The sequence below is a fragment of the Acidovorax sp. CF316 genome (assembly GCF_000276605.1).
GTDB lineage: Bacteria > Pseudomonadota > Gammaproteobacteria > Burkholderiales > Burkholderiaceae_C > Acidovorax.
Genome location: NZ_AKJX01000006.1, coordinates 1 through 18,964, shown reverse-complemented (window position 1 = coordinate 18,964; position 18,964 = coordinate 1). Strand labels below are relative to the sequence as shown.

General features: G+C 68.3%; 18 protein-coding genes and 1 pseudogene. 6 read left to right on the top strand and 13 right to left on the bottom strand.

Annotation, left to right across the window (positions count from 1 at the left end; genetic code table 11):
• Window positions 1-77: 77 nt before the first annotated feature.
• The gene (locus PMI14_RS00700) at window positions 78-560 is read right to left on the bottom strand and encodes a VOC family protein (protein ID WP_007848000.1); all 483 of its coding nucleotides are present in this window, start codon (window positions 558-560) and stop codon (window positions 78-80) included.
• 173 nt (window positions 561-733) lie between these two features.
• Here PMI14_RS00700 and PMI14_RS00695 point away from each other — a divergent pair, with 173 nt between their 5' ends.
• The 3 genes from PMI14_RS00695 to PMI14_RS00685 are packed head-to-tail and all read left to right on the top strand — an operon-like array spanning window position 734 to window position 2,921.
• On the top strand, window positions 734-1,327 hold the full coding sequence (locus PMI14_RS00695) for a YbhB/YbcL family Raf kinase inhibitor-like protein (RefSeq protein WP_007847999.1): 594 nt from the start codon (window positions 734-736) through the stop codon (window positions 1,325-1,327).
• Window positions 1,328-1,338: 11 nt separating this feature from the next.
• A complete protein-coding gene (locus tag PMI14_RS00690; protein WP_007847998.1) occupies window positions 1,339-2,244 on the top strand; it encodes a helix-turn-helix domain-containing protein in 906 nt (301 codons plus the stop codon).
• A 35-nt stretch (window positions 2,245-2,279) separates the two neighbouring features.
• Entirely contained in the window at window positions 2,280-2,921 is a 642-nt protein-coding gene (locus PMI14_RS00685; RefSeq protein ID WP_007847997.1) for a glutathione S-transferase family protein, read from the top strand.
• 29 nt (window positions 2,922-2,950) lie between these two features.
• On the opposite strand, the gene PMI14_RS00680 is transcribed toward PMI14_RS00685, so the two are convergent.
• Both PMI14_RS00680 and PMI14_RS00675 read right to left on the bottom strand, forming a co-directional pair.
• On the bottom strand, window positions 2,951-3,712 hold the full coding sequence (locus PMI14_RS00680) for an enoyl-CoA hydratase/isomerase family protein (RefSeq protein WP_007847996.1): 762 nt from the start codon (window positions 3,710-3,712) through the stop codon (window positions 2,951-2,953).
• Window positions 3,713-3,744: 32 nt separating this feature from the next.
• Window positions 3,745-5,355, bottom strand: a complete 1,611-nt coding sequence (locus tag PMI14_RS00675) for an AMP-binding protein (RefSeq protein WP_007847995.1) — start codon at window positions 5,353-5,355, stop codon at window positions 3,745-3,747.
• Window positions 5,356-5,511: 156 nt separating this feature from the next.
• Between PMI14_RS00675 and PMI14_RS00670 the strand changes: the two genes are divergently transcribed.
• Window positions 5,512-6,927: a sigma-54-dependent Fis family transcriptional regulator gene (locus PMI14_RS00670; RefSeq protein ID WP_007847994.1), complete on the top strand. Its 1,416-nt coding sequence runs from the start codon at window positions 5,512-5,514 to the stop codon at window positions 6,925-6,927.
• 15 nt (window positions 6,928-6,942) lie between these two features.
• On the opposite strand, the gene PMI14_RS00665 is transcribed toward PMI14_RS00670, so the two are convergent.
• The 4 genes from PMI14_RS00665 to PMI14_RS00650 form a co-directional block, all read right to left on the bottom strand.
• Window positions 6,943-10,092 carry an efflux RND transporter permease subunit gene (locus tag PMI14_RS00665; protein ID WP_007847991.1) on the bottom strand — a complete coding sequence of 1,050 codons (3,150 nt, stop codon included), beginning with the start codon at window positions 10,090-10,092 and terminating at the stop codon, window positions 6,943-6,945.
• Window positions 10,093-10,126: 34 nt separating this feature from the next.
• A complete protein-coding gene (locus PMI14_RS00660; protein ID WP_007847985.1) occupies window positions 10,127-11,533 on the bottom strand; it encodes an efflux RND transporter periplasmic adaptor subunit in 1,407 nt (468 codons plus the stop codon).
• A gap of 136 nt (window positions 11,534-11,669) precedes the next feature.
• Entirely contained in the window at window positions 11,670-12,119 is a 450-nt protein-coding gene (rnhA, locus tag PMI14_RS00655; RefSeq protein WP_035201835.1) for a ribonuclease HI, read from the bottom strand.
• 41 nt (window positions 12,120-12,160) lie between these two features.
• Window positions 12,161-12,988, bottom strand: coding sequence for a class I SAM-dependent methyltransferase (locus PMI14_RS00650; protein ID WP_035201829.1), 828 nt, complete (start codon window positions 12,986-12,988; stop codon window positions 12,161-12,163).
• Here PMI14_RS00650 and gloB point away from each other — a divergent pair.
• Window positions 12,987-13,763, top strand: coding sequence for a hydroxyacylglutathione hydrolase (gene gloB, locus PMI14_RS00645; protein ID WP_007847979.1), 777 nt, complete (start codon window positions 12,987-12,989; stop codon window positions 13,761-13,763). The genes PMI14_RS00650 and gloB overlap by 2 nt on opposite strands.
• Window positions 13,760-15,340: a transglycosylase SLT domain-containing protein gene (locus PMI14_RS00640; protein ID WP_007847976.1), complete on the top strand. Its 1,581-nt coding sequence runs from the start codon at window positions 13,760-13,762 to the stop codon at window positions 15,338-15,340. The genes gloB and PMI14_RS00640 overlap by 4 nt, the downstream gene beginning before the upstream one ends.
• A 162-nt stretch (window positions 15,341-15,502) precedes the next feature.
• On the opposite strand, the gene PMI14_RS33940 is transcribed toward PMI14_RS00640, so the two are convergent.
• The 6 genes and pseudogenes from PMI14_RS33940 to PMI14_RS00615 all read right to left on the bottom strand — a co-directional run.
• A complete protein-coding gene (locus PMI14_RS33940) occupies window positions 15,503-15,655 on the bottom strand; it encodes a DUF3096 domain-containing protein (protein WP_007847974.1) in 153 nt (50 codons plus the stop codon).
• A 146-nt stretch (window positions 15,656-15,801) separates the two neighbouring features.
• Window positions 15,802-16,854, bottom strand: a complete 1,053-nt coding sequence (locus PMI14_RS00635; protein ID WP_007847971.1) for an ABC transporter substrate-binding protein — start codon at window positions 16,852-16,854, stop codon at window positions 15,802-15,804.
• Between the two features lie 154 nt (window positions 16,855-17,008).
• Window positions 17,009-17,431 (bottom strand): MAPEG family protein, encoded by a 423-nt coding sequence (locus tag PMI14_RS00630; protein WP_007847967.1) that lies wholly within the window; start codon window positions 17,429-17,431, stop codon window positions 17,009-17,011.
• Window positions 17,432-17,552: 121 nt separating this feature from the next.
• On the bottom strand, window positions 17,553-18,152 hold the full coding sequence (gene recR, locus PMI14_RS00625; RefSeq protein WP_007847965.1) for a recombination mediator RecR: 600 nt from the start codon (window positions 18,150-18,152) through the stop codon (window positions 17,553-17,555).
• A 222-nt stretch (window positions 18,153-18,374) separates the two neighbouring features.
• Window positions 18,375-18,707 (bottom strand): YbaB/EbfC family nucleoid-associated protein, encoded by a 333-nt coding sequence (locus PMI14_RS00620; protein ID WP_007847962.1) that lies wholly within the window; start codon window positions 18,705-18,707, stop codon window positions 18,375-18,377.
• A 61-nt stretch (window positions 18,708-18,768) separates the two neighbouring features.
• Window positions 18,769-18,964, bottom strand: a pseudogene (locus PMI14_RS00615) (DNA polymerase III subunit gamma/tau); the annotation flags it as partial.

The following is an 18,964-nucleotide window of genomic DNA, read 5'->3' as shown; positions in this document are numbered from 1 at the left end:
TGGTGTTTCGCTGCCCGTCAACCGCATCGGGGAAAAAAATTTCTCCGATGCGCCGACAAAACTTCACACGACCAGGCTCAGCCGCGAACGGCCTTTTCTATCGCCGCCACATCGATCTTTCTCATGGGCATCATGGCCTGGAACGCACGCTTGGCCACATCGCCGCCCTGAGCCATGGCATTGGTCAGCACACGCGGGGTGATCTGCCAGTTGATGCCCCAGCGGTCCTTGCACCAGCCACACTGGCTCTCCTGCCCGCCGTTGCCGACGATGGCGTTCCACAGGCGGTCGGTCTCGGCCTGGTCGTCGGTGGCGATCTGGAACGAGAAGGCCTCGCTGTGCTTGAACTGTGGGCCGCCGTTCAGGCCAATGCAGGGGATGCCGGCGACGGTGAATTCCACCGTCAGCACATTGCCCTTCTTGCCGCCGCCCGGGAAGTCGGATGGCGCCTGGTGCACGGCCGCCACCTGGCTGTCCGGAAAGGTCTGGGCGTAGAAGTTGGCAGCGGCCTCGGCTTCGCTGTCGTACCAGATGCAAACGGTGTTCTTGGCGGCGGGCATGCAGGTCTCCTGTGTCAGAAAGCGGCCAGTGTGTCGCTTTCGATCCTCGCCCGCAAGGCAAGCACTTGTAGGACACCTGCTTGATCGGATTGGCACAGAATGCGATTGGCGCCGCACCCTTTGAAAGCACCCGGGAACCTAGACTTTCCCCACACCAACCACCGGGAACCGACATGCTTTTCACCACCTCTTTTTCCACGTTTCGCGCCCTGCTCGCACTGCCGCTGCTCGCCCCTCTGGCAGCCTGCACCGTCGTCGCGCCAGGCCCAGGCGGTGCCACGCCACCATTCACCGTGCACAGCCCCGACATGGCCGATGGCCGGGTGGCCCGCGCGCAGTTTGCCAGCGCCATGGGCGGCCCGGGCGACAACCTGTCGCCGCAAATCGAATGGCAGGGCGCTCCGGCCAATGCGCAGAGCTTCATCGTCACGATGTACGACCCCGATGCCCCCACCGGCTCGGGCTGGTGGCACTGGGCCGTGGCCAATATCCCCGCCACTGCCAGCGCGCTGCCACGCGGTGCCGGGCTGGCAGGCACCAGCGCACTGCCTCCCGGCGCGGTGGAGATCAACACCGACATGGGCGTGCCTGGCTATGGGGGGCCCCTGCCCCCGCCCGGCGAAACGCACCGCTATGTGGTCACCGTGACCGCGCTCGACGTGCCGCGGCTGGACCTGCCGCCCACGGCCACGCCGGCGCTGCTGGCCTTCATGGCGGGGGCCCACACGGTGGGCAAGGCCAGCTTCACTGCCATGGGCGCACGCTGAGCACGCACGGCATGAACCACAGCCCCATGCGCAGCACACGCCACGCCCCACCCGACAGCGCAGCCCTGGCCCGTAGCATCCATGCCCTGCCCGGCGTGGGCATGGCGGCCCATGTGCTGCAGGGGCGTGGGCTGGAAATCCTGCGCATGCGCATGGACCAGCCCGCGCTGATCCTGGTGGACCAGGGCACCAAGACCGTGCGCGCCGAGCGCGGTGCCACGGCCTGCGCCATGCCCGGGCAGGCCATCGTGATCGACGGCCACCAGACAGTGGACTTCACCAATGCCGTCCCCAGCGGCGTGGACCATTACGAAGCCCGCTGGCTGGTGTTCGATACCGCGCTGCTCGACGACCCCTACTACCGGGCCCGCACCGCGCAGGCCGAACGCCCCGGCACCACGGGCGCCGCGGGCGCACCCGTGCGCCTGGTGCCCCAGGTGGCACCGGCACTGGCGAGCGCATTCGGGCACGCTGCGCAGTCACTGGCACCGGATGCAACCCTGCCCGCATCCATCGCGCGCCAGCGCGTGCTGGAGGTGCTGCACTGGCTGCTGGAGCAGCACGGCATCGCCCTGCACGCCCCGCCCGTGAACCCCGGCGTATCAGTCAAGGTGCGCGCACTGATAGCGGGTCGGCTCGACACCGAATGGACCGCCGGCCGCATCGCCAATGAACTGGCCGTGTCCGAGGCCACGCTGCGCCGCCGCCTGGTGGCCGAGGGCGCATCGCTCACCCAGCTGCTGGTGGACGCGCGCATGGCCACCGCGCTCACGCTGCTGCAGGCCACCACGCAGCCGGTGTCATCCATCGCGCTGTCGGTGGGTTATGAATCGCCCTCGCGCTTCGCGGTGCGCTTTCGCCAGCGCTTCGGCTTTGCCCCCACGGCCGTGCGCGGGCACGAGCGCGGCGCCAGTTGATCCTTTCGTCCCCTCCCCCACAACATCCAACACCCATGCTCAAAATCCACCACCTCGGCCACTCCCAATCCGAACGCATCGTCTGGCTCTGCGAAGAGCTGGGCCTGCAATACGACCTGGTGCACTACAAGCGCGATGCCGTCACGCGCCTGTCGCCGCCCGAACTCAAGGCCCTGCACCCGCTGGGCGCCGCGCCGCTCATCGAAGACGGCAGCCTGCTGCTGGCCGAGTCGGCCGCCATCGTCGAGTACATCATCGTCCAGCATGGCGGCGGCCGCCTCAAGCTTTCGCAGGACCATGCCGACTACGCGCAGTTCCTGTACTGGTTCCACTTCTCCAATGGCAACCTGATGCCCGTTCTGGGCCGCATGATGGTGGTCAACCGCGCCCAACTGCCTGCCGACCACCCGGTGCAGCAGAACGTGCAGCTGCGCCTGGACCGGGTGCTGGCGCTGGTGGAGGCCCGCCTGGGCGAGGTGCCCTACTTCGCAGGGCAGGAGTTCACGGCCGCCGATGTGATGAGCGTTTTCTCGCTCACCACCATGCGGCTGTTCCAGCCGCTGGATCTGGGGCCTTACCCCAACATCCGCGCGTACCTGCAGCGCATCGGGGCGCGGCCGGCGTACCAGCGTGCGATGGCGAAGGGGGACCCGGATCTGGTGCCGTTGCTGGGCTGACAGCGCGGTTCAACGGCGCTTGCGCGACATCACAACCGCCCCTTCGCAAACACCCCGATCCGCAGCGCCGTATCCGGGTCTGCAAAGCAGGCATTCGCAGCCTTGCCCTCCGCCACCAGCGCCTCTTCGATCTTCGGCCCCAGGCCTGAAGTCAGCACGCGCTTGAGCCGCGCGGTGGCGCCAGCCGAGCGGGTGGCCACCTCGGCGGCCAGGGCCAGGGCGGTGGGCAGCATCTGGTCGGCAGGCACCACGCGGTTGACCAGGCCCAGGGCCTTGAGGTCCGCGGCGCTCTGGCGTTCGCCCAGCACGATGAGCTCCATCGTGCGCTGGTGGCCCAGGGCCTGGGGCAGCAGGTGGGTGACGCCGCCGGTGACGAAGTGGCCCAGCGCCATTTCGGGGAAGAAGCAGACCAGGGTGTCGGCGGCGACCACCATGTCGCAGTTGAGTACCCACTCGAAGCCGCCGCCCACGGCATAGCCGTGCACGGCGCCGATGACGAGCTTGGGGCCGAACATGATGTCGCGCGTGATCTGCTGGATGCGCTCGCAGTGCTCGGCGATGGCGGCGGGGCTTTCGGACTGTTCGCCGAACTCCTTGAGGTCGTCGCCTGCGCAGAAGGCGCGGCCTGCGCCAGTGAACACGATGGCCCGCGTGGCGGGCTCGTTCTGCGCGGCCTGCAGGGCGGTGTGCAGGTCCACCAGCAGCGTTCCGCTGATGGCATTGAGTCGCTCGGGGCGCTGCAGGGTGACGACGCTGACGGCGCCGTCCATCGTGTGGGTGGCAAAGCTCATGATTGGTCTCGCTTTCTTCGTTCGTTGGATGGTCAGTTGGTGGTGCGCAGCGTCTCTGCTTCGCGGTCCCAGGTCCCCGGCGCAATGCCTTCGGCCTGCAGGCGGAATTTCTCGACCTTGTCGGTGGGGGTCTTGGGCAGCGCGGGCAGCAGGCGCAGGTAGCGCGGCACCATGAAGCGGGCCATGTGTTCGCTGCAGTGCTGCGCCAAGGCTTCGGGGCGGAGGCTGACGCCGGGGCGCAGCACCACGCAGGCCATGACCTCTTCCTCGGTCATCTCGCTGGGCACGCCGAACACGGCGCATTCGAGCACGTCGGGGTGGGTCTCGATGCCCATCTCGACCTCGGCGGCCGAGATGTTCTCGCCGCGGCGGCGCACGATGTCCTTGGTGCGGCCGACGAAGTACATGTACCCCTCTTCGTCCTGGCGCAGCAGGTCGCCGGTGTGGAACCACAGGTCCTTGAAGGCGGCGAGCGTGACCTCGGGCATGCCGTAGTAGCCCTGCATGAGCAGGCCGGGCTGCTCGGGGCGCAGCAGCAGTTCGCCGGGCTGGCCCACGGGCACTTCGACGCCCTGCGGGTCTGCCAGCCGTGCACGGAAAGCAGGGGCCACCTTGCCGCACGAACCCATGCGCCGCGGTTCGTTCAGCGGCGTGTACATCACGCCGCCGGCCTCGGTGGAGCCGTACAGCTCTACCAGACGGCAGCCGAAGCGCTCCTCGAACTGCGGGGCGAACGCGGGCAGGGGCACGCCCCAGCCCAGGCGCGCGCGGTGGTCGCGGTCGCGGGGTGATGGCGCCTGCTTCCACAGCATGGTGACCGTGGCGCCCATGAAGTCGAACACGGTGGCCTGCAGGGCGCGCACCTCGTCCCAGTAGCGCGAGACGCTGAAGCGCTCGCCGATGGCGGCCACGCCGCGCAGCAGCAGCGCGGGCACGATGGTCATCACCGAGGCGTCGAGGTGGAACATCGGGTACGGGCAGTACAGCACGTCGTCGGGCCGCAGTTCGAGCCCCGCGATGAACAGCCGTGCCTGGGCCAGCACGAAGCGGTGCGCGATCATGGCCGCCTTGGAGCGGCCCGTGGTGCCCGAGGTGTAGAGCAGCAGGCACAGTGCATCGCAAGCGACTTCGGGGCGCGGCAGGGTGCGCTCTGTGGGCTCCACGCCGCGCAGCAGGGCGTAGGGTAAGCATCCTGCGGCATCGGCCGCATCGGCCCCCACCACGAAGACCTGGGTGGCCGTGGCCAACCGGGCCTGCACGTCGGCCCACTGGGGGTGCAAGCTGGCGTGCACCACAACCAGGCGGCTTTCCACGAGGTTGACCGCGTCGGCCAGCACCGTGCCGCGAAACGAGGTGTTGACCGGCGCGGCCACCGCACCCAGCTTGGCCAGCGCGAACCAGAGCACGGCCATCTCGATGCAATTGGGCAGCATGAGGCTGACGTGGTGGCCCGCACGCACGCCCTGGGCATGCAGGCCGGCGGCCAGGCGGTCGCTTTCCTCGTCGATCTGGCGGTAGGACCACTCGCCTGCCGCCATGCGGATGAAGGGCTGGTCGGGTACCTCGGCGGCCGCGCGGCGCAGCTCGGCACCGAGCGAGGGAGCGAAGGGATCGTGGGTGGCGGTGGAAGCAGCGTTGGCCATGGGTGTTGCAGGATAGGAAGGCCCTGCTTTCAGGGCAAGCTCCGTGCCACATGCGGCAGGCCGGCTTTATCTGGGAACGCCGCTCTCTGCATCCGACGTGGGGGTATATGATTTGCAACGAACGTTCAATAATTGAACGTTTTATATTGCAACACCATGCCCACCAAGCGACCACCCTCCCCGCCCCCTGCTACAGCCGTCAACCCCGATGACCTGCTGGAGCGCCAGGGCCAGCTCATCGAAGAGCTGCAGACCCTGGTGAACCATGTGCCCTATGGCCTGATGGTGCTGGAGCCCGGGGGCGTGGTGCGCCACCTCAATGCCGAGGCGGCGCGCCAGCTGCGGTTGCCGCGTCACCTGGCACAGGGGCGCACGCTGGGGTCGCTGCTCGACTTCGACACCATGGTGGAGCAGGTGTTCCTGACCGGCGAGGGCTATACCGACCGCGAGCGCATCATCGCCACGCCGCGCTTTCAGCTGCATGTGCTGGACACGGCGGTGCCCGTAAAGGCAGCCGACGGGCGCGTGCTGTCGGTGGTGAACACCTTCCGCGAGATCAGCGGCGTGCACCGGCTGGCGGACCGCCTGGCGGGCAGCCAGGCGCGGCACACCTTCGACACCATGGTCGGGCAGAGCCCCGCGCTGCGCGCCACCATCGCCGCTGCGCGCAAGGCGGCTGCGGGCCAGGCCAATGTGCTGCTGTGCGGCGAGAGCGGCACGGGCAAGGAGGTGCTGGCCCAGGCCATCCACAACGCCAGCGCGCGGCGCGACGGCCCCTTCATCGCGGTGAACTGCGCGGCGCTGCCGCGCGATCTGATCGAGAGCGAGCTGTTCGGCCATGCGCCGGGCGCCTTCACGGGTGCTCAGCGCGAGGGGCGGCCGGGCAAGTTCGAGGCGGCCAGCGGCGGCACCATCTTTCTGGACGAGGTGTCGGAGCTGCCGCTCGATGTGCAGGCCAAGCTCTTGCGTGTTTTGCAGGAGCGCGAGGTGGTGCGCCTGGGCAGCACGCGCGCCGTGCGCGTGGATGCGCGCGTGGTCACGGCCAGCAACCGCGACCTGCACGCCATGGTGGCGCGCAAGGAGTTCCGCGAGGACCTGTATTACCGCTGCCATGTGATCGCACTGACCCTGCCGCCGCTGCGCGAGCGCCCGGCCGACGTGGCGCTGCTGGCCACGCATTTCCTGGCGCGCTACGGTACGGCGCTGGGCAAGCCGGTGCATGATTTGCCGCCTGCCGTACTGGCCGCCCTGCTGCAGCACCCCTGGCCGGGCAATGTGCGCGAGCTGGAGAACGCCATGGAGCGGCTGGTGAACCTGAGCGAGGGCGGCACGCTCGATGCCGGCGTGCTGGGCCTGGTGCCGGCGTCACCGGGTGCACAGGCCCCCGCGGACTCAGCCCCTGGCACCGAAGTGCGCAGCCTGCGCGCGGCCGAGCGCGAGGCCATCGTGCAGGCGCTCAAGGCCCACCGCTACAACGTGACACGCGCGGCGCAGGCCCTGGGCATTGCCAAGCCCACGCTGTATGCCAAGCTGCGCCTGCACGGCATCGCGCTGGAGCGGCCACTGGCCTAGGACGGCCGAACCGGCCTATTTCGCCACGTAGTCGTGCGGTGGGTGCAGCGGCTCGGCGGGTTCCTCCGCGGCCACGGCGGTGTTGGCCCCGGGCACGGCCTTGCGCGCGAACAGGGTGTACATGGTGGGCACGACGAAGATGGTGAGCAGCGTGCCCAGCGACATGCCGCCCACGATCACCCAGCCGATCTGCGAGCGCGTTTCGGCACCGGCGCCCGAGGCCAGGGCCAGCGGGATGGCGCCGAGCACCATGGCGCCCGTGGTCATCAGGATGGGGCGCAGGCGCTGGGCCGAGGCCTTGACGAGCGCGTCCACCATTTCCAGGCCCTGCTCGCGCAGCTGGTTGGTGAACTCGACGATCAGGATGCCGTGCTTGGTGATCAGCCCCACCAGCGTGATCAGGCCGATCTGCGAGTACACGTTGAGCGAGCCCCCGCTCCACTTGAGCGCCAGCAGCGCGCCGATCATGGACAGCGGCACCGAGACCATGATCACCAGCGGGTCGATGAAACTCTCGAACTGCGCCGCCAGCACCAGGAAGATGAACACCAGCGCCAGCAGGAAGACGATGCCCAGAGCCCCCTGCGAGCTGCGGAACTCGCGCGAGGTGCCGTTCAAATCGGTGGTGTAGCCGGGCTTGAGCACCTTGGCGGCCGTGGCGTCCATGAAGCCCAGGGCCTCGCCCAGCGAGTACTCGGGCGACAGGTTGGCCGTGATGGTGACCGAGCGGCGCTGGCCGAAGTGGTTGAGCTCGCGCGGGCTCACGCTTTCCTTGACGTTGACCAGGCTCGAGAGCGGGATCATCGCGTCGTTGCGGCCGCGCACGTAGATGCTGTCGATGTTCTCGGGCGTGGTGCGGCCGCTGGCCTGGGTCTGCACGATCACGTCGTACTGCTCGGAGTCGCGCTTGTAGCGCGTGACGGTGCGCCCGCCCAGCATGGTCTCGATGGCCTTGGCCACCACGTCCACGCTCACGCCCAGGTCGGCGGCGCGGTCGCGGTTGACGGCGATGCGCAGCTCGGGCTTGTTCAGGCGCAGGTCGGCCTCGGGGGAGATGATGCCGGGGTTCTTGGCGATCTCGGCCATCATGGCGTTGGACACGGCGTTGAGGTTCTCGTAGCTGTCGGAGGTCTGGATCACGTAGGTGAGTGGGCGCGCGCGGAACGGCTGGCCCAGCGACGGCGGCGTGATCAAGAAGGCATTCACCCCCGGCAGGCCGACCACCTTGGGCTGCAGCTCGCGCACCATGTTGAGCGTGCTGCGCGAGCGGTTCTCCCAGTCCACCGTGCGGTAGATCACGCTGCCCTGCGCTACCGTGGGGTTGCCGATGTTGGCGAAAATGCGGTCGAACTCGGGGTAGTCGCGGCCCACCTTTTCGAGCTCCAGCGCATAGCGGTTGGTGTAGTCCAGCGTGGCGCCGTCAGGCGCGGTGACGTTGACCAGGATGGTGCCGCGGTCCTCCAGCGGCGAGAGCTCCTGGCGCATGCCGGGGTAGACCAGCACCAGCGCGGCGCCGCTGACCACCATGGCCAGGATCACCAGCCAACGCGCCTGGAACAGCGCGCCGCGCACGCCCCCCGCCCGGCCGCCCCAGCGCGCGGTGACGATCCAGCGCAGCAGGCGGCCATAGGCGTCCGACAGGGCCGTGAGCCAGCGCTCCATGGAGCGGTCGAACCAGTTGGGCTTGGGGTTGTGCTTGAGCAGCAGCGAGCACATCATGGGCGACAGCGTGAGCGCCACGAAGCCCGAAACCACCACGGCGCCGGCCAGCGCCAGCGCGAACTCGACGAACAGCCGGCCCGTGCGGCCCGGGGTGAAGGCCAGCGGCGCATACACGGCCACCAGGGTCAGCGTCATGGCGACGATGGCAAAGCCGATTTCGCGCGCGCCCTTGATGGCGGCCGAGAACGGATCGAGCCCCTCCTCGATGTGCCGGTAGATGTTCTCCAGCATCACGATGGCATCGTCCACCACCAGGCCGATGGCGAGCACCAGGGCCAGCAAGGTGAGGGTGTTGATCGAGAAGCCGGCCAGCGACATCAGCGCAAAGCTGCCCACCAGGCTCACCGGGATGGTGACGATGGGGATGATGGAGGCGCGCGCCGTGCGCAGGAAGACGAAGATCACCAGCGCCACCAGCACCACGGCTTCGGCAATGGTGGTGTAGACGCTCTTCACCGAGCGGTCGATGAACAGCGAGTTGTCGTTGGCGATGTCGATCGCGATGTCCGGCGGCAGGTCGGCCTTGAGCGTGGGCAGCATGGCGCGCACGCCGGCCGACAGCTCCAGCGGGTTGGCCGTGGCCTGGCGGATCACGCCCAGCGAGATGGCCTCGCGCCCGTTCAAGCGCACGCGGCTGCGGTCGCTGGCGGCGCCCTCCTCCACCCGCGCCACGTCGCGGATGCGCACCGGAAAGCCGTTGACGGTGCGGATCACCACGTTCGAGAACTGCGCCGGGCTGGCCAGATCGGTCTGCGAGGTGACGCTGAATTCGCGCTGCTGCGACTCGATGCGGCCGGCGGGCAGCTCCAGGTTGTTGCGGCGGATCGCGTCTTCCACGTCCTGCGTGGTCAGGCGGTAGCCGGCCATGCGCTCGGGGTCGAGCCACACGCGCATGGCGTAGCGGCGCTCACCGTAGATGGGCACGTCGGCCACGCCGGTCACGGTCTGCAGGCGCGGCTTGACGATGCGGTTGAGCAGGTCGTTGATCTCCAGCGGGGTGCGCGTGTCGCTGCTGAAGGCCAGCCACATCACGGGCGAGGCGTCGGCCTCGACCTTGGCGATGACGGGCTCGTCCACCGCATCGGGCAGGCGGTTGCGCACGCGGGCGGTGCGGTCGCGCACCTCGGCGGCGGCGTTGTCGGCGTCCTTCTCCAGGCGAAAGCGCACGCTGATCTGGCTTTGCTCGGCACGGCTGATGGAGGTGATCACGTCCACCGCGTCGATGCCGGCAATCGAGTCTTCGAGCGGCTTGGTGACCTGCGACTCGATCACCTCGGCCGAAGCCCCCGCATAGCGCACGCTGACGGTGACCACGGGCTCGTCGATCTTGGGGTATTCGCGCACCGACAGGCGCGTGAAGCTCACGGCGCCGATCAGCAGCACCAGCAGCGACAGCACGGTGGCAAACACCGGCCGGCGGATCGATAGTTCAGCGAGTTGCATGGCAGGGGCTCATGGATGGAGGGCGCCGGCTCGCTCAGCCGGGCTGGCGTGGCGCTGCAGCAGGGGCCTGGCGGCCCGGGGCGGTGCCCGCCACCTGGCAGGGGTTGGGGCCGGGCGGCGGCTCGGCCAGCACGGCCACCGCAGGTGCGGCGGGCGCAGCAGGGGCCGCCGGGGCCGGCACGGGAGCCGGTGCGGCAGAGGCGGGTACATCGGCCGCGGTGGCTGTGCCCGACGCAGCGCCCGAGGCCGCGCGCGCAGGCCCGCCAGCGCCCTTGGCCTTGCCAGCCGCCTCCGGCTGGCCCAGCACCACCACGCGCACGGCGGTGCCGTCGCGCTGGATGCGCTGCTGGCCGGCGGTGACGACCAGGTCATCGGCGGCCAGGCCGTCCAGCACCTCCACCAGGCCAGGGGCACGTGCGCCCAGCTTCACGGCGGTGCGCTGGCTCACGCGGGTGCCGGGCTCCTTGCCCTCGATCACCTTGTAGACGAAGGCATTGTTGCCCTCGGGCACGATGGCCTCCTCAGGGACCACGCGGGCATTGGCACGTTCGGAGAACACCGTGGTCACGCGCGCGAACATGCCGGGGCGCAGCTGCAGGCGGCGGTTGTCGATGCAGCCGCGCACGGCCACCGCGCGGCCATCGGCATCGATCTGCGGGTTGATGGCCTGGATGACGGCGGCGTAGCGCACGCCGGGCAGCGCATCGAAGGCCACGCGCGCCGTCTGGCCGGTGCGCACCTTGCCCTGCAGGCGCTCGGGCAGGCGAAAGTCCACATACACCACGTCCAGGTCTTCCACGTTGACGATGTCGGCACCGTCCTTCAGGTAGTCGCCCACGTTCACGCCGCGGATGCCGGCAATGCCGTCGAACGGCGCCAGGATGCGCAGCCGCAAGGCGGTGGCCTGTGCCAGCGCGAGCTTGGCCTGGGCCACTTCGAGGTTGGCCGCGCTCTCGTCGACCGAGCGCTGGCTGATGAAGCCCTGGGCCACCAGCTCCTGGTTGCGCTTGTGGTTGGCCTGGGCGATGGACAGCTCGGCCTGGCTCTGCTGCACCTGGGCGCGGGGTAACTGGTCGTCGAACTGCACCAGCACCTGGCCCTGGCGCACGCGCTGGCCATCGGTGAAATTGAGTGCCGTGATGCGCCCGCTGACTTCGGGGCGCAGCACCACGCTGCGGCGCGAGCGCAGGCTGCCCACGGCCTCGGCATCGTCGCGCAGCGCCATCTGGCGCACGGGCACGGCCTCTACGGCCACCACCCGGCCTGCACCGCCCTGCCCGCCCGGGCCCCGCGCACCGGCCGAGGGGGCGTTGCCCCCTGCGGGCGAGGATGCAGCGTCCGTCTTGGGCGGCGCAGCGGGTCGCTGAAGCCACCATGCGGCCCCCGATGCGGCAGCAATGCCGACGACAGCAACAACGATGTAACGGGTTTTGGACGCCATGGATCAGCAGCAGCAATGAAATCGGTGGAGCCGCACGGATGCGGACAATCCATCAATGTATCAGTGTGTGTCCAAAACCGCAGCCTCCGGCGATACCGGGGTGGGGCATTGGAGACAGATCCACGCCCCTTGCGTCTCAGATCCGGCCCAGCGCCTTGTCCACGCCCTTGTTGGCCAGTTGGTCGGCGCGCTCGTTGCCGGGATCGCCCGAATGGCCCTTGACCCAGCGCCAGTCGATGCGGTGCCCGCCGCTGGCGACCAGCGCATCCAGGCGCTGCCACAGCTCCACGTTCTTCACCGGGGCCTTGGAGGCGGTGCGCCAGCCACGGGCCTTCCAGCCGTGGATCCACTCGGTGATGCCCTTGCGCACGTACTCGCTGTCCAGGTACAGGGTGACGGCGCAGGGGCGCTTCAGGGCAGCCAGCGCCTCGATCACGGCCAGCAGTTCCATGCGGTTGTTGGTGGTGCCCAGCTCGCCGCCGAACAACTCCTTCTCCGACGTGCCTGCGCGCAGCAGCACGCCCCAGCCGCCAGGGCCAGGGTTGCCCTTGCAGGCGCCATCGGTGTAAATCACGACCTCGTTCAAATTGGATTCCTGTTCTCTTTCTTCTTTCATGTCCATCGCCATCAGCGCCGATGGGTGGCGCCCGGTGGCGAGGGTGTGCGGTGCGCCACGGGCACGGTGGCCGCGTTGCGCTGGCGGGCGGTGCGCCAGCCGGGCTCCAGCAGGCGCATGCCATGCACGCGCTTGACGGCCACCAGGAAGTACCCGGCCCCGAAGATCGGCCACCATTTCTCGCCCAGCGGGTCCAGCCAGCCAAAGCGCTCTATCCACTGGCTGCTGCGCACCGCCGGACAATAACAGCCAAACCGCGCGGATTCGACCTCGAAGCTCAACAATCGCAACCAGTCGCGCAGGCGGCGGTAGCCGATGAACTCGCCCACGTCGGGCAGGTACAGCGTGCTGCGGCCCAGCCGGCCGTACAGCCGCGCACGCCGCTGGCGCAGGCCCCACAGGCTCACGGGGTTGAGGCCGCTGATCACCACGCGCCCTTCGGGCACCAGCACGCGCGCCACCTCGCGCAGCGCGGCGTGGGGGTCGATGCTCAGCTCCAGCGTATGGGGCAGCACCACCAGGTCGAGGCTGCCTTCCGCGAACGGCAGGGCCACGGGCTCGGCCAGCAGCGCAATGCCCTGGCGGGGAGTACCATCCGCGCGCAGGCCGGCGTCCGTCGGCAGGCCCTCGCCGCCCGCCGCCTCCTGGCCCAGCACCAGCCACTGGTTGGGCATGCGGTTGGCACGCAGCCCGTCCAGCAGCGGCATGCCCAGCTGCACGGCGTGGTAGCCGAAGAGGTCGGCCACCGCCTCATCCAGCCGCGCCTGCTCCCAGGCCAGCAGGTAACGGCCGGGCGGGGAATCGAACCAATGGTGCAAACCTATAATTTGATCGCTCATGAACCTGCTACCGCTGCCCGCCTTTGCCGACAACTACATCTGGATGCTGCACGACACGCGCCAGGCCATTGTCGTGGACCCGGGAGATCCCGCACCGGTACAGAAGGCTTTGCACGACCAGGGACTGCGATTGCAGGCCATTCTAGTCACGCACCACCACAACGACCATGTGGGTGGGGTGGACGTGCTGCGCGAGGCCACGGGCGCCACCGTGTACGGCCCGGCACGCGAGAAGATCCCCGAACCCCTGGTGCGCCTGTCTGCCGGGGACACTGTGGACGTGGCCGGCCTGCACTTCACGGTGCTGGACGTGCCGGGCCATACGGCCGGGCACATCGCCTTCTACTGCGCGGACATCGGGGGGGCGCCCGTGCTGTTTTGCGGCGATACGCTGTTTTCGGCCGGCTGCGGGCGCCTGTTCGAGGGCACGCCGGCCCAGATGCTCGGCTCGCTCGACCAGTTGGCCGCGCTGCCAGGCCACACGCGGGTGTGCTGTGCGCACGAATACACACTCTCGAACCTTAAATTCGCACGGGCGGTGGAACCCGGCAACCAGGATCTGGTCCACTACCTCGGCTGGTGCGAGGAACAGCGGGCACGCAACGTACCCACGCTGCCATCGACCATTGCGCAGGAGCGCGCAGTGAACCCCTTCCTGCGCGTGCGCGAGTCCGAGGTGCGCCAGGCGGCACAGCGGTTCCACCAGCAGACCGATCAACACGACGCGGTGGCAGTGCTGGCTGCCCTGCGCCAATGGAAAAACGAGTTTCGATGAAAATTGTGCACATCGCATGCCTGGCGGGCATGCTCTGGCTGACTGGCTGCGCCACCACCGGAACCAACACCGCCAACAACACGGCGTCCGGCACGCCGGATGGCACCCCTACCCCCACCAGCAACACCCCGGCACGCCCCGCGCACACGCCGTTCATCCCGAATGGGCCACTGCAGCCCATCATGGCGGTGAACGCCTTCAACAACGGCGGCGTGGCCTCGCTGTCGGCCCCGGCCGACCTGTGGGACCGCATACGCCGCGGCTTCGCCATGCCCGACCTGCAGCACGAGCTGGTGCAGGACCGCGAGCAGTGGTATGCCACGCGGCCCGACTACATCCAGCGCATGACGGAGCGCTCGAGCAAGTACCTGTTCCACATCGTCGAGGAACTGGAGCGCCGCGGCATGCCGACCGAGCTGGCGCTGCTGCCCTACATCGAGAGCGCGTTCAACCCGCAGGCCGTGTCGAGCGCCAAGGCGGCCGGCATGTGGCAGTTCATGCCGGCCACGGGCAGCTATTTCGATCTCAAGCAGAACGCCTTCCGCGACGACCGACGCGACGTGCTGGCATCGACCCGCGCGGCCCTCGATTACCTGCAGAAGCTCTATGGCATGTTCGGCGACTGGCACCTGGCCCTGGCTGCCTACAACTGGGGCGAAGGCAGCGTGGGCCGCGCCATTGCGCGCAACCAGAAGGCGGGCCTGGGCACCAGCTACACGGACCTGAACATGCCGGCCGAAACCCGGCTGTACGTGCCCAAGCTGCAGGCGGTGAAGAACATCGTGGCCAACCCCGACGCCTTCAAGGCCGAACTGCCGCTGATCGAGAACCACCCCTACTTCCAGACGGTGGACATCACCCACGACATCGATGTGGCGCTGGTGGCCAGCCTCTCGGGCATCCGCGAGGAGGATTTCCGCGCGCTGAACCCCTCGTACAAGCGCCCTGTGATCCTGGCGGCCGGCACGCCGCAGATCCTGCTGCCCTGGGACAACGCCAAGGTCTTCCAGCGCAACCTGGAAGCGCGCCGCGAAGGCCAGTACGCGAGCTGGACCGTGTGGTCCGTGCCCACCACGATGACGGTGGCCGACGCAGCCCAGCGCGCCGGCATGAGCGAGGCCGACCTGCGCGCCATGAACAACATTCCCCCGCGCATGCTGATCAAGGCCGGCTCGGCGCTGATGGTGCCGCGCTCCGTGACCACGCGCGAGGACGTGTCCTCGCACCTGGCCGACAACGGCCAATTGGCCTTTGCCCCCGAGATCGTCACGCGCCGCACCACGGTGCGCGCCCGCAAGGGTGAAACCGTGGCCAGCGTGGCCAAGCGCTACAACCTGAGCGCCAGCAGCGTGGCCGACTGGAACGACGTGAAGGCCGGCGCCGCCTTCAAGCTGGGCCAGCAGGTCGTGGTCTACCTGCCGGTGCGCGCCGCCGTGGCCGTAGCCACCACCCAGGTGCGTTCATCGAACGTGCGCAAGGTGGTGCAGGCCCGCGGCAACAAGCAAAGCGCGGCCAAGGCCCCGCCATCCTCCCCCGCCAAGCGCGGCGGCACGCCGTCTAAAGTGAAGAAACGCTGAGCCCCAGGGGTCTGCCGCACAACAAGCAACAACAAGCAAACAGACCCTGTCCTCAAGAGCGGCTGAAAAACTTTCCTGGCTAGGCGCCTTGTCGCAGACAGTACTGAAAGTACGGCAAGACGAGGCAACGACGCCAGGGGAGTTTTCTCAGTCGCTCCGCTCTTACAACTTCAGGGAATGCATGCCCATCAGTCCCAGTACGCCCATGACGATGAGGTAGATCGCCACGATGGTGCTGAGCAGGCGCGGCATGACGAGGATGAGGATGCCCGCGATCAGGGAGACGAGCGGGCCGATGCTGAGGCTGAACGACATGGTGGAGCAGTCCTTGTTGGCTGGGTGGTAATCGGTATCCGGAGGTTACGCATCCGGAGCGCTGGCCAATGTAAGCCATCTTCCCGACCCGAGAGCGCAATTTGCGGACAGTGGTGTCGCCCGCCCATCCGGCGCGCTGCGCAGGTTCAGACGTTGTATTTCAGGCGTGCCTTGCGCACCCACTCATTGCTGAAGGTGCGCGCCAGGTCCACCTTCACGTCGGCCACTTCCGGGCCGGTGCGGCCCAGCACGCGCAGCGCGGTGGCGGGCCCGTCGTCGGGCATCAGGCCGTTGGGCGAGAAGGTCTCGCGCACACGGCTGAACGCGGCCAGGTAGAGCCCGCGGTCGCCCAGCAGGTAGTGGGGCGGCACCACCTTGATCAGGTCGGCCGGTGCCGCCGTCTGCAGCCATTTGAGCGCATGCACGATGGCATTGGTCAGCGCCTGCACCTGGGCGGCCTGCCGTTGCACGAAGGCCTGCGGTGCATACAGGCAACCCGCCGGCATGTTGCCACCGAACATCTCGTGCGACCCCTTCAGGGTGCGCATGTCGCCGACGATGGTCACGTCCATCTTCTGCTCGAGCAGCGTCATGATGGGGTCGGCATGGCACAGGGCATGCACCTGGCCCGTGCGCAAGGCCGCGACGGCCGGCGCACCCGAGCCCACGCCGATGAAGCTCACGTCGCGCTCGCGCACGCCGGCGCGCGCCAGCAGGTGGATGGCCATGAGGTGCGTGGACGAACCCAGGGCCGAGACGCCGATGCGCCGGCCCGCCAGATCACCGATTTCGCCATAGCGCGGCAGCGCCTTGCGCGACACCCCCATGGCGATCTGCGGCGCACGGCCATGCACGGCCATGGCGCGCAGGTGGTTGCCACGCGCCTGCTGGCGGATGGTGTACTCATAGGCCCCCGACCCCACGTCGGCCACGCCGGTGAGCACCGCCTGCAGAGCCATGGCACCCCCGGCGAAGTCGGACACCACGACCTGCAGCCCCTCGCTCTCGAAGTAGCCGAGCAGGTCGGCCAGCGCCAGCGGCAGGTGGTAGAGCACGCTTTGCCCGCCCACGGCCACGGTGACGCGGCCCAGCCCCGGGGCGGCCGCCTGCTGCGAGAGCACGGCAGGCGCGAACACCGCAGCCGCCGAGAGGGCGGATACGGCGCCAAATGCGCGGCGGCTGAGCAGGGGTGGTGGCATGGAAAAAAGAAAGGCGGAGCGCCCATTGTTGCACTGCAACAATCGTGCCTCAGCATGCCCCATCGGGCATCAGGGACTACCCCTGAGGACTAATACGTAGGTGACAGTGGCAAGGGCCGAAAACCGGGGCCCACAAGGGCCCGCGTCCTGCCGATCAGCGGTATCCGAGAAACAGGATGCCAACGTTCACCAGGAAGGCGCCCGACCACAGCGCACTGCGCACGGTCGGCATGTCCGACACATACATCATGATGTAGAAAATGCGCAGGAACACCCACAGCAGGGCCGCCAGGTCCAGCAGCGTCTGGCCGGCGCCGAGCTGGTGCGCAATGACCACGGCACCGATGAAGAACGGCAGCGCCTCGAAACTGTTGGTCTGCGCCGCATTGGCGCGCGCCTGCCAGCCCGTCTGCCGGGCCAGCCAGCCGCGCGGGTCGCGGTTGTCGAAACCGCCCTCCTTGCGGGACTTGCCCAGCCCACCGCTCTTGGCCATGTAGGAGCACACCATGGGCAGCAATGCAGCCACCAGCACACACCAGTAGGCCGCCGTGAAGCGCGCCATGTGCATGGAGTTCATTGGAATTGACTTTCTTGGTATTGCCTGCCAGTCCTGACTGGCAAGCTATTGAATTGATAGTAGTAGTGGGGGGAGGGATTCTAAGCGGCCCCGGAGGCTGGGGCTGCACTGCTGCCGCCGATCAGCGCCGGTCCACCAGCGCATGGGCGATGGTGCCCAGGTCCACGTACTCGAGTTCGCTGCCCACCGGCACGCCGCGCGCCAGCCGCGTGACATGCAGGCCCCGGGCCTTGAGCGCCTCGCTGATCACATGCGCCGTCGCTTCGCCCTCGGCATTGAAATTGGTCGCCAGGATCACCTCCTGCACCGTGCCGTCGCTGGCCCGGTCCATGAGCTTGTGCAGGCCGATCTCCTTGGGGCCGATGCCGTCGAGCGGGCTGAGCCGCCCCATCAGCACGAAATACAACCCCTTGAAGGCCCCGGTGCGCTCCAGCGCCGACTGGTCCGCCGGCGTCTCCACCACGCACAGCCGCGTGGCATCGCGCTCCGGGTCCAGGCAGGTGCTGCACACCTCGGCCTCGGTGAAGGTATGGCAGCGGCTGCAGTGGTGCACCGATTCCGCCGCATCCTGCAGCGCCCGCGACAAGGCCTGCGCCCCCTCGCGGTCATGCTGCAACAGATGGAACGCCATGCGCGAAGCCGACTTCACCCCCACCCCCGGCAGCCGCCGCAGCGCCTGGATCAGAACGTCAAGAGAGTTGGTGGACGAAGAAGAAGCCATAGGCCAGTGTAAGCAGCAAGTGCCTGAAAAAAACGAACTCTGCCAGGCGCCAGTGAGCAAAGCGAACGAAGCGCCGCCCCTGCCTTCACACCCCGCCCTCCAGGGCGTAGCGAGCGGTCTTCAGGCTAGGCGGACGGAGCGCAGCAACCGGAACGTACTTCCTGTACGTGAGGATTGCGAGCACCGCCCAACGACGCATGAAGGCCGCTCGGTAGCCAGCCCTCAAAAGGGAAGTTTCATGCCGCCGGGGAGGCCTGGCATCCCGGCTGTCAGCTTGCCCATCTTCTCGCTGGAAGTCTCTTCGGCCTTGCGCACGGCCGCGTTGAACGCAGCAGCCACCAGGTCTTCGAGCATGTCCTTGTCCTCGGCCAGCAGGCTGGGGTCGATGGTGATGCGCTTGACGTCGTGCTTGCAGGTCATGAGCACCTTGACGAGGCCGGCGCCGGATTCGCCTTCCACTTCGATGAAGGCCAGTTCGTCCTGGGCCTTCTTCAGGTTGTCCTGCATGGCCTGGGCTTGCTTCATCAGGCCGGCGAGTTGTCCTTTGTTGAACATGGTGGTGGTCCTTGGGTTGGAGGTTGTTGTCTGTCTATCTATCGGTACCGGTGAAGGCGCCTCACGCGGGCTTGATGCTGCCCGGCACGATTTTCGCGCCATGGTCGCGCAGCAGCGTCTGCACATAGGGGTCGTTCATCACGATCTCTTCGGCCACGCGCTGGCGCTCGGCGGCAGCGGCGGCGTTGCGGCGGGCGGGGCTGTCGATCACCACGCCCACCTCGACGGTGATCTGGGTGGCGTGGCCGGCAGCCTCC